The organism is Caulobacter endophyticus (assembly GCF_029543245.1).
Taxonomy (GTDB): domain Bacteria; phylum Pseudomonadota; class Alphaproteobacteria; order Caulobacterales; family Caulobacteraceae; genus Caulobacter; species Caulobacter endophyticus_A.
In genome coordinates this window covers 1-14,464 of record NZ_JARQWV010000032.1, presented here as the reverse complement: position 1 = coordinate 14,464, position 14,464 = coordinate 1, and the positions used below count along the sequence as shown (strand labels likewise).

At 66.6% G+C, this 14,464-nt stretch carries 8 protein-coding genes; 5 read left to right on the top strand and 3 right to left on the bottom strand.

The window, feature by feature from the left end; all coding sequences use genetic code 11:
• Positions 1-118 precede the first annotated feature (118 nt).
• The 3 genes from P7A99_RS22760 to P7A99_RS22750 form a co-directional block, all read right to left on the bottom strand.
• On the bottom strand, positions 119-1,426 hold the full coding sequence (locus P7A99_RS22760; protein ID WP_277796005.1) for an amino acid permease: 1,308 nt from the start codon (positions 1,424-1,426) through the stop codon (positions 119-121).
• Positions 1,427-1,799: 373 nt separating this feature from the next.
• Complete coding sequence (locus tag P7A99_RS22755; RefSeq protein ID WP_277796004.1) at positions 1,800-2,513, bottom strand: DUF2306 domain-containing protein; 714 nt, start codon at positions 2,511-2,513, stop codon at positions 1,800-1,802.
• A gap of 171 nt (positions 2,514-2,684) precedes the next feature.
• Positions 2,685-3,644, bottom strand: coding sequence for a helix-turn-helix domain-containing protein (locus P7A99_RS22750; protein WP_277796003.1), 960 nt, complete (start codon positions 3,642-3,644; stop codon positions 2,685-2,687).
• Positions 3,645-4,131: 487 nt separating this feature from the next.
• Between P7A99_RS22750 and P7A99_RS22745 the strand changes: the two genes are divergently transcribed.
• The 5 genes from P7A99_RS22745 to P7A99_RS22725 all read left to right on the top strand — a co-directional run.
• Complete coding sequence (locus P7A99_RS22745) at positions 4,132-8,406, top strand: glycosyl hydrolase (protein WP_277796002.1); 4,275 nt, start codon at positions 4,132-4,134, stop codon at positions 8,404-8,406.
• 104 nt (positions 8,407-8,510) lie between these two features.
• The gene (locus tag P7A99_RS22740; RefSeq protein WP_277796001.1) at positions 8,511-10,646 is read left to right on the top strand and encodes a type I secretion system permease/ATPase; all 2,136 of its coding nucleotides are present in this window, start codon (positions 8,511-8,513) and stop codon (positions 10,644-10,646) included.
• Positions 10,643-12,034, top strand: coding sequence for an HlyD family type I secretion periplasmic adaptor subunit (locus tag P7A99_RS22735; protein WP_277796000.1), 1,392 nt, complete (start codon positions 10,643-10,645; stop codon positions 12,032-12,034). The genes P7A99_RS22740 and P7A99_RS22735 overlap by 4 nt, the downstream gene beginning before the upstream one ends.
• Positions 12,035-12,091: 57 nt before the next feature.
• A complete protein-coding gene (locus P7A99_RS22730; protein ID WP_277795999.1) occupies positions 12,092-12,955 on the top strand; it encodes a hypothetical protein in 864 nt (287 codons plus the stop codon).
• 290 nt (positions 12,956-13,245) lie between these two features.
• On the top strand, positions 13,246-14,464 hold a 1,219-nt coding region (locus P7A99_RS22725; RefSeq protein ID WP_277795998.1), incomplete at its 3' end, for a right-handed parallel beta-helix repeat-containing protein.

Below are 14,464 nucleotides of genomic sequence, written 5' to 3'. Positions count from 1 at the left end.
CGACGCCATAGCTGCACCCGCGCCGAGACCCATGCGCAGGCCGAGGGTCGGCCGCGGTTGCGGCGAGGATCGCCCCGGCTCGGCTGGACTACGAGGATGCAGGCCGGACGCGCGGGCCTCAGCCCGCCTTGTTCCCGCGCGCGCGGTAGAGGATGGCCAGCAGCCCGACGAACGCCGGGCCGATGATCAGGGCGACGCGGGTGTCGGGATGAACCGCCATCACGCCCAGCACCAGGACGAGGAATGCCAGGGCCAGGTAGTTGCTCACTGGCGAGAAGCGCAGGGGAAAGGCGATGTCGTTGCCTTGCAGAACCGCGAGCCGGCGATAGCGAAGGTGCGTGATCAGGATGACGCCCCAGGTCCACACCGCCGCGAACGTGGCCACGGCGGTGGCCCAGGAAAACACCTGCTCGGGGGCGAGATAGTTCAGGACCACGCCCAGCAGCAGGGCTGACAGCGAAACCAGGATCGCGCGGCGCGGCACGCCGGTCGCGGAGGTCTTGGCGAAGAAGCGCGGCGCCTGCCCCTCCTTGGCCAGACCGTAGAGCATGCGTCCGGTGCTGAAAATCCCGCCGTTGCACGACGACAGCGCCGCGGTGATGACCACGAAATTGATGATGCCGGCGGCGGTGTGGACGCCCAGCCGCTCGAAGGTCAGCACGAACGGACTGCCGTTCACCCCGACCTCGTTCCAAGGATAGAGCGACAGGATCACCAGCAGGGCCCCGACATAGAACAGGGCGATACGCCAGAAGACCGACTTGAAGGCCTTTGGCAGGGTCTCTTGGGGGTTCTGCGCCTCGCCCGCCGTCAAGCCGATCATCTCGATCCCGAGATAGGCGAACATCACCATCTGCAGCGAGAGCAGGACGCCGCCGAAGCCATTGGGCATGAAACCGCCATGGGTCCACAGATTGGAGAGGCCGATCGGGACGCCCCCGTTGCCAAGGCCCAGGCAGATCATCGCCGCGCCCGCGCCGATCAGTGCGATGATCATCACCACCTTGATCAAAGCGAACCAATATTCGAATTCGCCAAACAGCTTCACCGTGGCGAAATTGATCAGGCCCATTCCGGCAAGCGCCGCCAGCGACCAGATCCAGCCCGGCGTTCCCGGGAACCAGACCTGCATGTAGACGGCCACGGCCGTGATCTCGGCCACGCAGGTGACGACCCACATGAACCAGTATTGCCAACCGGTGAGATAGCCCGCGAAAGGCCCCAAGTAAGTGGCGGCATGGCTGGTGAAGGAGCCTGCGACCGGATGGGCCAAGGTCATCTCGCCGAGCGCCCGCATGATCACCAGCATGGCCAGGCCACCAAGCGCGTAGGCGATCAGGATCGCCGGGCCGGCAAGCTGAATGGCCTTGGCCGACCCCAGGAACAGGCCCACGCCTATGCATGAGCCCAGCGCCAGCAGGTTCATGTGCCGCCGCGCCAGACCGCGGTGCAGCTCTTCGCCCTGATGCGATGATGCGTCTTCGAAGCCCTTGCGGGGAGAAACGCGCGAAGCGGGTGTTTTTCCGGTCATGGGCGCATGAGGCCCGAGCAGTCATTACGCGGCCATGTCCGATGTTCGTCGTCGGGCTACCGCTGAAACATTCGCAGCGAGGCTCCTGCGGGTCGCGCCATGGCGCGACAAGGTGTGGCCTTGCGTAGGAGCGGCCTGGCGCCAGGGTCGCGGTCAGAGGGCAGCGGCCGGTTCAGACCTCTGCAGGCTTGAGGCGATAGGCGCTGTCCTGCGAGATGGTCAGGGCGATGAGGCTTCGCGGTCGGCGGGCGCAAAGATCGGGGCGAGGCTAGAATTCCGAGCCAGTAAATCCGCGCACGATCCCAGGCCCCCAGAAGTGGGCGGTGAAGGTCCATGTCGCCAGCAACACCAGGGCCGCGATCACCAGGACGAGCGCGCTGGCAAAGCCCGCGGCCATGCGGCTTTCGCGCCGCCGAATGATCAGCTCGGCGACCACGAGGTTGGGCAGGTAAAAGGCCACGACCATCAACCTGTCGAACCAGCCATCGAACGTGGCGGTGTGGCCAAGGCGACCGGTCAGAGCAAACCAAAGGCCGTACTCCATGCGGTAGAGCCAGGAGCCGATCGTCAGAGCAAAAAGCCGGATGGCCCAGGCGCGGTGCAGGTCCATCCGCCCGGCGCGCGCATGGCGGAAGGTCTGGCCGGCGGCGATCAGCAGAAGGACGCCATAGCCGGCAAACCCGAGATCCATCGGAGCCCCGCCGACCGTGCCTTCGGCGAGGATGAAGGCAAGGCCTCCCGCGCCGGCCAGGCCCGCGCAGGCCACGTAGAGCTTGCCGACAAGGCGGTGGAACCCTGGAAAGCGCCGACGTACAGGCTCCACCAGTTGCAGCGGGCCCAGGGCCAGGAGCAGCGCACCGCCGGCCATGTGGCTGGCGATGGCGAACGTGGCCAGCGCATGCCCGGCGTCATAGAGGCCTGGGAGGGATCCGTTCCACGCCTCCCCCTCGCCTCGCAGCACCGTGCCGCCAAAGAACGCCAATATGTAGAGGCCGAAAATGGCGCTGCTCAGCCAGACGGTGGCGAACAGCAGGCCAACGCAAAGTCGCCAAACAGGGGGAGCGGGGTCTGGCCTCGGCGGCGCGGGCCAGACTTCCTGGGGCGCCGTACCAGACCGGCGACCGGGCGCGGCGCGTTGGGTCCGTGTCATACCTTAGCGACCGATATGCATGGAGGACGGGCCATCGACCGCGGCGCTTAGGCGGGTCCATGTCCGCGGACTGACGCCGCTGTGACGCTTGAGCACCTTGCTGAAATAGCTCTGGTCAGCAAAGCCACAGGCTGCGGCCACCTCGGCCAGGGGCGTTCCCGCCCTCAGCAGCCGGCGCGCCTGCCCTACTCGCCGCGCTTGCCACCACTGATGAGGCGTCGCGCCCGTCGAGATCTTGAAAGCCTTGGCAAAATAGGTCGGCGACAGGTTGCAGGCCCTGGCGACCTCGTCCGACGCCGCCGCCCGGGCGAGATCCGCGCCGATCAGCTGCTTGGCCCGGCGCTCCTGCCAGGGCGCCAGGCCGCCTCCGGCCCGCCGGCCGCTTTGGCCACAGACCGCCATGGCCCGTAGGACCGCCTCGCATACCCGGCGGTCCAAGCCCGAGCCGAAACGACCTCCGGCCAGAGCCATCCAGATGGCGGAGAGCAAGTTGTCGAGGATGGGATCGGCCGGGATCACGGCGTCCCGAAGGCTCATCGGAGCGCACATCACGGCGGAGTCGGCGCACAGATCCTCCAGCGCATTGGCGTCCAGGCTGATGACGATCATGTCCCCCGCGCCGTTTGGCGCCGCAGTCAGCGACGTCCCTGGGACCATCAGGCGCGCTGGCTTCGGAGCTTTGGGCACACCCTCGGCATCGAACGCGGGATCGACGCCCGCGTGGGGAAACACCAGCCGAAACAGGACCTCGTCAGACCCGGCATTTTGCATCACGCCAACGAGGCGCTCAGCGCGCACGCGTGAGCGCCGGGTCTTGATTTCGACCCCCGCCGTCGTCGGGAGGCCATGGTCGAACGCGTGCCAACGGCGGTCTCGACCCCTGCCACGCGCGGGCCCGCCCGACGCAAAGGCGCCGGCGCCCTGCGCGGGCTGCGGATGCGCCTTACTCTCCGCCAACTGCATTTTGTGATCCGGTTCGATGTCGCCATCGACGGGCCCTCAGCGCGGGCCTGTCTCCGATCAAAGTCGGACGGTCAGGCTGCGGTGCGGTTTCACCAACGCGTCCGAAGGTTACAGCTGTAACGCCCGCGCACGGATCAGGCGCTCGGCCACCGGCGATGATGGGGGCCGCCGCCCCCGCTTGCGATCGAGCGGAGGTCGGCGGCCGACGGGCCCTGCAGACCGGAGGTCTTTGGGGGGACAGGGAGTGACGCTCCGGGAGCCCGTGTCAGCGGGCTGGGACCCGCCGGCGCGATACAAGCGGTTAGCAGCGTGCGGCGCGCGATCGCTTCTGCTGCCTTTTGGCCAATCACGCGGTCGTCGGCGGCCCTGCGGACGGGCAGAGCGATACCAGCAGCCGATGACGCAAAGGAACAGAATATTACCAGACCATCCGCCGCGCCGGTTCCTAGAAGCCAAGCTCAGAAACCTTCTCAGAACGGGTGGAGCAATGGACAAAATCATCCAGGTCGGCGCGGGCAATATTTCGACGCAGTATCCCGAGGGCTCACAGGGTCCCACCGAGAGCGTCAACAACAAGCCCGTCGCGCCGCGCGTGACTGACGACTTCAAGGGTGCGCCGCCGAGCAACTCGGTCTTCAGCTCCCTGGTCTTCGCCCAATGGGGACCGTTCTCGGGCGTGATGCAGCTGGACCCGATGGCGGTGCAGACCGACGCCAAGGGCTTGAACCTCGGCTATAGCGACACCCCGCGAGTCACGGAGGAAGGCTATAATTACGAGTATCACAGCGATCTGAGCCTGGGGCTGTCGGGTCTGAGCGCCAGCGGCACCAAGATGGCCGCGGCTACCGATTGGACCGCCACCGCCGACTGGGACGGCCAAATGCGGGCGACGATGGGTCAAGGCCTGCCGTTCGTCTATGTGACCCGCAGCAGCGACGCCGACGTGGTGATCGACTTCAACCAGCAGACCGGCCCCTCGCGCGATGTGCCGGTGAATCCGCTCAGCTACCAGCTCACGGGTCTGGACGGCGCGTTCAACGGCAAGGCCCTCCAGTTCAACTTCCCGGTCGACGCCGGCCAGAAGGTCGCCGACGGCGTCCAGTTCCGGGTGTCCTACGACTTCAACGGCGACGGCAAGACCGACCGCATCGAGACCTACGACTGGTTCGCGACCGACGCCGCGTCGGGCGACGAGAACTACACGGGCACGAAGCTGGTCAGCGCCACCGGGCCGATGGCGGACATGAAGAACGGCTCGGTCAAGGTCGAGCTATGGCGGGCGAACGGCGTCGACGACGTCCTGGTGCGGACCAACGACCCGGCCAGCTTCGTCAAGCTGCCCTTCGCCGATCTGAAGTCGGCCGATGGCGCCAGCGCCCCGGACGGCACGCTGTATCTCGGCGGCGGCGCCAAGGCCGGCGGCGATCCGGCGAAGCTGACGACCACCGTCGGCGGCGAGCCGGTCTACGACACCACCAAGGTCCCGCCGGGGCTGAGCGTGGGCGGCTATAACGGCCCGGGCCGGGTATGGTACGCTCAGGACGGGGTGATCGGCGTCACGATCAACGGCAAGAACTACGGCGTCTTCGGCCCGACCGGCGCCACCTGGACGTTCACCGATCACGGCATGACGTCAAACCTCGACGGCAAGGACTATTATTCGGTCGCGGTCCTGCCCGACAGTTCGGTCAGCACGCTGACGAGCTACCGCGCCCACGCCTATGCCTTCGTCACCGACACCAAGTCCTCGTTCACAGTGGATTACGCCAGCGGCAAGCTGGTGACGACCTTCGAGGCGACGACCGACATGAAGGAGACGGGCCCAGGCCTGTCGAAGGATCCGCTGATGGCGCTCTATCGCCACCAGTACATCAATTCCGACGCCCCTCTCGGTGATGTCAGCTACGCCTCGCCGCGCGGCGAGATGAAGGTGCTGGCCAACGGGTCGACCTTCCAGACCGCGATGGACATCGCGCCGATCCTGCCGATCCTGCCGTTCGTCGGCGACGCCGCCCAGAAGCAGCAGCTGATCGACATGATCCACGGGGAGCTCAAGGCCTTCCTTTCGGCCCAGAACAGTCCGCTCGAAGGCGACACCTATTGGGGCGCCCGCCAGAACGCCAAGTTCGGCGATCTGGCCCTGATGGCGCAGATGGTCGGCTACGGGCAGGCCAAGGACGTCTTCGTCAAGGCGATCGAGGAGCAGCTGGAGAAGTGGTTCACCGCCGACGACGGCGACAAGTTCCAGTTCGTCTACGACAAGCAGTGGGCGACGCTCATCGGCTTCCCGGCCAACTTCAACTCCGACGACAAGCTCAACGACCACCACTTCCACTACGGCTACATCATCAACGCCGCCGCGACCGTGGCTCAGCTCGACCCCGAATGGGCCAAGCAGGAAAAGTGGGGCGCGATGGTCAACGAGCTGATCCAGGACGCGGCCAACGACGATCGCAACGACACCACCTACGGGTTCCTGCGCAACTTCGATCCCTACGCCGGCCATAGCTGGGCGTCGGGCACGGGCATCGGCCAGAACCAGGAGTCGGCCTCGGAGGCGCTCGAGTTCGCCAGCGCCGTGGCCCGCTGGGGCGCGGTGACCGGCCAGCAGAAGCTCGCCGATCTGGGCGTCTATCTGCACACCACCGAGTCTATCGCTTTCGAGCAGTACTGGCAGGACGTCGACAACAAGGTGTTCCCCGACGGGGTGCGGCGCTCGATCATGGGCATCGTCGGCGACAACGGCGCCAAGTTCACCAACTTCTTCGACGGCGATCCGGCGCACATCATCGGGATACAGTACACGCCGATCAACGCCGGCTCCCTGTTCATGGCCGGCCACAAGGCCGAGCTGCTCTCGGAGATCAAAGAGCTGTGGGCCATGCAGAACCCCGGCCGTCCCACCGAGTGGATGAACGGCTCGCAGATGGCCCTGGCCCTGGCCGATCCCGAGGCGGCGCTGAAGGACTATCTGGCCAATCCGCAGTACCAGAGCGGCGCGGGCGAGGAATCCAGAGCCTACACCCTGCAATGGATCCAGACCCTGGTGACGCTCGGCGCGCCCGATCTCTCGGTCAAGGCCGACAGCGCCTTCGCCGTCGCCTACAACAAGGCCGGCGCCAAGAGCTACACCGCATTCAACCCCGGCGCTTCGGCGATCACCGTGAAGTTCTCGGACGGCGTCCAGCTGACCGTGGAGCCCGGCGATCTCGTCACCCGGACCGCCGACGGCAGAACCATCAGCACCGACTTCCAGAACAAGGACATTCCGTTCCGGCCGCCGGGCGTTCCGATGGACCTGCCGACCGATCCGCCGCAGTACGCGCTGACGACGATCGCCAAGAGCGGAGACCTGACCCTCTCGATCGAGGCCCAGACCGGAACGGCCTGGATCGCGATCGGCGACGGCGCTCCCAAGGCGATGATCCGCGGCGATGGGCGCCAGCCCGTCCAGATCGACGCGACCACGACGATGATCGGCATCGGACGCGACGCCACGGGCGCCATCGTAGTGCTGGGCGCGACCAAGGGCGGCGAGCCCTTCTATCCCTACAAGGTCGATAGCGGCCTGCATTTGGGCGGCAATGGCGGCGCCGTCTACAAGACCGATTGGAAAACGCTGGAACCGATGTTCGGCGCCGACATCAATGGCGACGGCATCATCCTGCGTGGGGAGCTGAAGCTCGTCGCTCAGAACGGCGCCCTCAAACTGCTCACCGACACCGGCACCGGGCTGGCCTACTACCAGGACGGCGAGCGACCGCTGCGGGGCGTCTCCCGCACCGGAGACGGCCCCAGCCTCCTCGTCCGCAATGGCTGGTCGCTCTCAGGCATCGGCAGGGACGAGAACGGCGCGGTCCGCATCCTCGACACCATGGACAACGCCGGGGTCAGCTACGGCTGGACCCTGGACGCCAAGGGGGTGTGGGTCGGGGAAACCCGCTACGGCGGCGCCAACCTTTCCCAAGGCGAGGCCCTTTTCCAGAAGGATCTCGACGGCGACGGCAAGATCCCCGCGGCGCCGCCGCAGCTCGTCGCCGCCAACGGCAAGCTGCGCCTGCTCGTCGATCCCAGCACGGGCCATGCGCTGATCCAGCTCGAGGACGGCGCGCAGCTGACCCTGACGCGGGGCGGGCCGCAGGATCCGGTTCTGCTCGACCGCGGCGCCAAGCTGTTCGCCGTCGGGCGCGACGATCAGGGTCGCCTGCGGGTTCTGGACGGCAACCCGGCCGATATGGGGCTCAATTCCCAGCATTGGGCCTGGATCCTCGACGAGAAGGGCCATTGGGTCGGCGAGGAGGTCATCCCGGGCGACAAGCTGCCCAAGGCCGAGGACATCTTCGGCTCGGACCTGAACGGCGACGGCGTGGTGGGCTCCACGCCCTACCGGACGATCGAGCGAAAGGGCGCGCAGGCTCTGCTCGTCGATCAGCGGTCCGGCGCGGCCATGGTCTCGATCGGCGGCGCCGATCCGATCGCCATTACCCGGGACGGCTGGGGCGCGGTGCTGCAGCAGCGCGGCGAGTGGAGCCTGGCGGCGATCGCCACCGACGATCAGGGCCGCACCAGGGTGCTGGACGCCAGCCCGTTCTCGGATGCCCGCTACGCCTGGATCCTCGACGCCAACGGCCATTTCGTCGGCGAGGAGTCCTTCGACAAGTCCACCGTCGGGAAAGCCGAGACGCTGTTCTCCGTCGATCTGGACCGCGACGGGATCATTGGCACGCCGTCGGGGTCGGGCGGTCTGGGCGGGATCGGCTAGCCCGCACCGATCCGCAGCGTCGATCTCACCTGCGCGGGACGGCTAGCCGTCCCGCGCATCTTTCCGTTCCAGCAACGCGGCTGATCTGGCCGCCAGACAGGCCCATGACCCCATCTGCTCCATCGGCCGAGAGCGGCCCCCTGGCCCTCGCGAGCCTGCTGGGGATGCACCGCATCGCCACGGACGCGGCGCAGCTGCGCCACGCTATCGGTCACCATGAGGCCTTGTCGCCGATCGATCTCGTGCGCCTGGCTCGCAAGCACGAGGGAGTACGCGCCCGCCACCGGACGGCCCGATGGGCCGACCTGGCCAAGATCCCCCTGCCCGCTCTGGCGCGCGGCGCCGACGGCTGGTTCATCTTGGGCCGCGTGGCTGGCGACGACGCGCTCGTTCAGTATCCCGGCGCGGAGATCGCCAAGATCGCCCGGCCGACCCTCGAGGCCGACTGGACCGGCGACCTGGTGCTGATCACCACGCGGGAAGATGTCGGCGGATCGACCCGCGCGTTCGACTTGAGCTGGTTCGTGCCACAGATCGCCAAGTATCGGCGGCTGATCGGCGAAGTCCTGCTGATCACCCTGGCGATCAACCTGCTTGGCCTGGCCGCGCCGCTGTTCTTCCAGAACATCGTCGACAAGGTTCTGGTCCACAACACCCTCTCGACCCTGACGGTGCTGGCGATCGGGTTCGTGGCCGTCTCGCTTTGGGAGACCGCGTTCGGATGGTTGCGCACCCGCCTCTATTCGGAGACCAGCCAAAAGATCGACGTGGAGCTTGGCAGCAAGCTATTCTGGCACATGCTGCGGCTGCCGCTCGGCTATTTCGAGGCCAGGCGCGTGGGCGATACGGCCATGCGCGTACGGCAGCTGGAATCGATCCGCGAGTTCCTGACCAATGCGTCGCTGACGGTCCTGGTCGACCCGCTCTTCACGATCGTCTTCCTGGTGGCGATGTGGATCTACTCCCCGTCCTTGTTTCTGATCTCGATCCTGGCCTTGCCGGCCTATGTCGCCGTGGCCGTGCTGATCACCGGACCGTTGCGCGCGCGGATCAACGAGAAGTTCGAGCGCGGCGCGGCCAACAACGCCCTGCTGATCGAGAGCATCGGCGGGATCCAGACCGTCAAGGCCTCGGCGGTCGAGCCGCAGTGGCAGGATCGCTGGGAAAGGCAGCTGGCCGGCTACTCTCTTGCCAGCCAGCACGTCATCAATCTTGGCAACACCGGCAGCCAGGCGATTCAGCTGATTTTCAAGCTCAATATGGCGGCCATCCTCTACTTCGGCGCCAAGGCGGTCATCGCCCACGATCTGACGGTGGGCGGGCTGGTGGCCTTCAACATGTTCGCCCAGCGCGTCTCGGGCCCGGTGATCCGGATGGCTCAGCTGTGGCAGGACTTCCAGCAGGTGCGCCTGTCGATCGATCGCCTCGGCGACGTGCTGAACCAGCCCACCGAACCGGGCGCTGGCAGCCGCGTCACCCTGCCCGACATCGTCGGGACCATCAGCTTCGAGGGGGTCAAGTTCCGCTACGGCCTGGACGGACCATGGACCCTGGAGGACATCGATCTGGTCGTTCCGGCCGGGCGCTCGATCGGCATCGTCGGCTCGTCGGGCTCCGGCAAATCGACCCTGACCAAGTTGCTGCAGAGGCTCTACGTCCCCGCCTCGGGACGGGTCCTGATCGACGGGATCGATATCGCCCAGATCGACCCGGCCTGGCTGCGCCGGCAGATCGGCGTGGTTCTGCAGGAAAACCTGCTCTTCACCCGCACTGTCCGCGAGAACATCGCCATCGCCAACCCGGCCGCGCCGCTGGACGCGGTGATCGAGGCGGCCAAGCTCGCCGGAGCGCACGACTTCATCACGCGGCTTCCCCAAGGCTATGACAGCCTCATCGAGGAGCGCGGGACCAATCTTTCCGGCGGCCAGCGCCAGCGCCTGGCGATCGCCCGCGCCCTGGTGACCAATCCGCGCATCCTGATCTTCGACGAGGCCACCTCGGCCCTGGACGCCGAAAGCGAGGAGATCATCCAGGCCAACCTGAAGGCCATGGCGCGTGGCCGCACCGTGCTGATCATCGCCCACCGCCTCTCGGCGATCCGCCAGTGCGACAGCATCATCGCCCTGGAGAAGGGACGTATCGCCGAACGCGGCGGCCATGCGGAGCTTCTGGCCCTGGATGGACGCTACGCCGACCTTTACCGGCGCCAGCTTGGCGTCAGCCAAGGGGCGGCGGCATGAGCCAGTGGCAGCACTATGCAAGGCAATGGCGCCAGGCCGTTTCCGCGGAGCGCGAGCGTCTCAGGACCAGGATCGCGCCGGCCGAACCCGACTTCCTGCCTGCCGCTCTGGAGGTCATCGAGCGGCCGGTGTCCCCAACCGCGCGCCTGACGAGCTGGCTCCTTCTCTCAGGCTTGTTGCTGACCCTGCTCTGGGCAGCCTTCGGCAAGGTCGACATCGTGGCCTCGGCCGAAGGCCAGATCGCGCCCACCGACAACGTCAAGCTGGTGCAGGCCTCCGGTCCGGGCGTCGTCCGTCACATCCACGTGCGCGAAGGCGACTGGGTGCGTCGGGGGGATCCGCTTATCGACCTGGACCCGACCGTCTCCGGCGCCGAGGAAATCCAGGCCGCCGCCGCCCTGGCGGCCGCGCGGATCGAAGCTTCGCGCAGCCGCGCCATTGCCGACGCCCTGGCTGGGGGAGGCGCCCCTTTCACCCCGGCCGCCGACCTTCCTCCCGAAGTGGCGCAGACGCAGGCTCGCCTGGTGGAGGCGCAACTGGCCCAATCGCGCTCGGCCCGGTCGGCCTTGCTCGACGCTCGCGCCGCCGCGCTGGCCGACGCCCGTTCGGCGCAGGCGCAGATCAGCAAGTACGACACGACCTTGCCGATCCTCGACAAGCAGATCGCCGGCATGAGCGCGCTGGCCGCCAAGGGCTACGCCCCGGGCATGCGCCTGATGGAGCTCAGCCGGCAGCGGGGGGCGGAGGCGGGTGAGCGCGAAGTCGCCCGCGCCCAGCGCGAGCGCGCCTTGGCCGACGCGCGAAAGTTCGCCGCTCAGGCTCAGGAGTCGGCGCAGGACGCGCGCCAGCGGGCCCTCTCGGACTTGGCGCGCGCTCAGAGCGAGGTGGTGTTGCGAGGCGAGGAATTGCGTAAGGCGCGCGAGAAGTCACGGCTGCAGCGTCTCGTCGCCCCCGTCGACGGATCGGTCCAACAGCTGGAGGTCCACACGGTGGGCGGGGTGGTCGAGGCGGTCAAACCCCTGATGGTCGTCGTGCCCGACGGCGCGTTGACCGTCCAGGCCAAGGTTCTCAACAAGGACGCCGGCTTCGTCCGCCTGGGGCAACCGGTGGCCGTCAAGCTGCAGGCCTTCCCCTTCACGGTCTATGGGACAGTGCCGGGCCGCATCGTTTCCATCAGCCGCGACGCGGTCCCGGACAAGGATGCGGGCCCATACTTCCTGGCCCGCATCGCCTTGGAGCGCAGCCGTATTGACACCCCCAAGGGACCGGTGAAGCTCTCTCCGGGTCTTGCCGCCACCAGCGACATCGTCGTGGGTCGTCGCTCGATCCTCGCCTACCTCGTCGGCCCGATCGAGCAGATCCGCCGCGAGGCGGGGCGCGAGCGCTAGGGCGGGCGAGGATCGAACGAGCGGGTCGAGGCGGCGCGGCCAGCATAGGGTGGGACCATGGGCGAACGGTTTTCCAGGCGCTGCGTCATCGCGGCGATCGATGTCCTCGAGGGCGCCTGGCGCCATGCGGACTTCACGGCTTTCCTGATGGAACTGGGTCCTAGCATCTACCAACTGATCAGGACGGACCAGGTCAGCCTGAAAAACCGCATGAGCGACCTGAAGGGCGTCTTTGACCAGGATCCGACGGCGATGATCGACGGCGAGCCGCTGGCGCGCGTCCTCGTTGAGCGAGCGGTCTCGAAGCTTCCGGGGGAGCCGAAACATTCATGGTCGCCTCCGGTCCAGCTGACGCCGGCCATGGAGACCTTCAAGCGCACGCTGGAAATGGACGGCTACACGGTCACGGACGGCGTGCTGCGCCGCATTCTGCCGGCTGACATCGGCCTGCCGGAAACGGAATCGGAGCTGCTGCGTCTTCTCGACGTCTACCAACTGCACACGGCAAAGGGCCATCTTCGGCAAGCCATGGACACGCATGCGCGCGGCGACTGGGCCGCCGCCAACGGCCAGCTGCGGACCTTTTTCGACGCTCTGCTCGACAGCCTTGCCGACCGCGTCGATCCGAACCTTCTTGAGGGCCTCGCTCTTGTCCGTGGTGTCCGTCAGCAACTTGACGTTGGCCAAGAACGTCTTGGCGTGGGGGCGAAGGCCTTGGCGCTATCAGCAGGACGTCCTGGGACGCCGCGCCTTCCGCCTGCGCGGAGGCGACGCGCCAGGCGCTACGACGAGAGGATGGGGCCGATGTCGGGACCTGACGAGAGCGGTCGCCCAGCGGGTGGAATCACCTCGCCAACCACCCTCAACATCTGCGGCTCTAGAAGCGACTGCTCAAGACCCTGGCGCCGGGCGGCGACGTAGAGCCGGCGGCCATTGACCCGCGTGGTGCTGCACCAGCTTGGCGCCGCAACACTGAATGCGCGGCGGGAAGTGGTCCGCGAAGATACAAAATGATTGCGAGCAATATTAACCAGCACTTAAGACAGATGGGCGCACTGCTGTCGCGCCCGACTGCGACATTATAGTTAAGCGATAATTTGCCGCGTTGCTTTACAGGCCGGTGACGCCCAATCTTTAAATCCGCTGGCGTCGGCGCGCCATGGTCTACTTGGCGACATTTGACCAGTATGTTTTCTGTATCGGGGATCTACATGGCCGCAGAGCTGTTTGCGGGGGTCTCGCCCCTGCGCATTATCCATGTCTCAGCAGGGGCGGCAGCCGGAGGTGATGGCAGCGCGGAAAGGCCTTTTGCGACCATCCAGTCAGCCGTCGTCGCCGCAACGCCCGGCACGGCGATCTATGTTCACGCTGGAACCTACGTCGAGAACGTCAAAATCCCCCATTCGGCCGGCGGCTCAGACGGGGCTCCGATCTGGTTGGTTTCAGCCGACGGCCCCCAGGCCGCCAAGATCATCGGGGCTAGCGCCGACAAGCCCGTGATCCAGGCCTTGGGCGTCGACAATTACGTCATCAAAAACTTCGCCATCGCGGGGGGCTATGATGGGGTGCAGTTCAGTCAGAGCGGCACCGATTACACGAACTTGGTCAATAACGTCGTCATTCAGGGCAACGTCATTACGTGCGCCGTTCACGATGGGGTAAAGATCGGCCAAGCTAACAACGTGCAGATTGTCGACAATCTCATCACCGATATTCGGGACGAGGAGGGCATTGACGTCGTCGGCTCGCAGAACGTGGTCATCGCCCGGAATGAGGTCGCCCGGGTCGGAAGCACATCGGCGGCGATATTCGCCAAGGGCGGCTCCAGCAACGTCCAGATCTCTGGAAATTATATTCACGACGTCAAAGGCGACGGCATTGCGGCGGGCGGATCGACCAGCGCCTCGTCAATGCGACCGGGAACAAACTACGAAGCGAAAAGCGTCGACATCTTTGACAATAAGGTTCTCGATGTCGGCAAGCAGCCGGTCAGCGTCCGCGGAGCGGTGGACGTAGATATCTACGGCAACTATCTGGCGGCCAACACGACCAACCCTTGGGCTGTCTACCTAACGACGGGCGACAAAACCGCCGCCGTCCGCCTCTATTCATCTGACGTGCAGATCAGCAACAATGTGCTCGTCGGCGCCAAGCGCGTAACGCAGGTCGATAGCGGCAACGGCGTGGATTTGATTGTCGCTGACAACGCCGCGTCTATCTGGGCAAAGCCAGTGGGCCCTGCGCTTAGCGCAAGCCTTCCGACGCTGCCGACCTCGCCCCCGCCGGTGACGAGCGGGGACAAGACGGGCACGGCGGCCGCGGACGTCCTGAAGGGTTCGGACGGAGCCGACAGGCTGGCGGGGTTGGCGGGAGCCGACACCCTCGATGGCGGGGCCGGCGACGACACGCTCGATGGCGGCGCGGGCGCAG

Bases quoted from the DNA above. Each gene is read 5' to 3' on its own strand.
- P7A99_RS22760 (WP_277796005.1), bottom strand. From the start codon at position 1,426: ATGAACCTGCTGGCGCTGGGCTCATGCATAGGCGTGGGCCTGTTCCTG.
- P7A99_RS22740 (WP_277796001.1), top strand. From the start codon at position 8,511: ATGACCCCATCTGCTCCATCGGCCGAGAGCGGCCCCCTGGCCCTCGCG.
- P7A99_RS22730 (WP_277795999.1), top strand. From the start codon at position 12,092: ATGGGCGAACGGTTTTCCAGGCGCTGCGTCATCGCGGCGATCGATGTC.
- P7A99_RS22750 (WP_277796003.1), bottom strand. From the start codon at position 3,644: ATGCAGTTGGCGGAGAGTAAGGCGCATCCGCAGCCCGCGCAGGGCGCC.
- P7A99_RS22735 (WP_277796000.1), top strand. From the start codon at position 10,643: ATGAGCCAGTGGCAGCACTATGCAAGGCAATGGCGCCAGGCCGTTTCC.
- P7A99_RS22745 (WP_277796002.1), top strand. From the start codon at position 4,132: ATGGACAAAATCATCCAGGTCGGCGCGGGCAATATTTCGACGCAGTAT.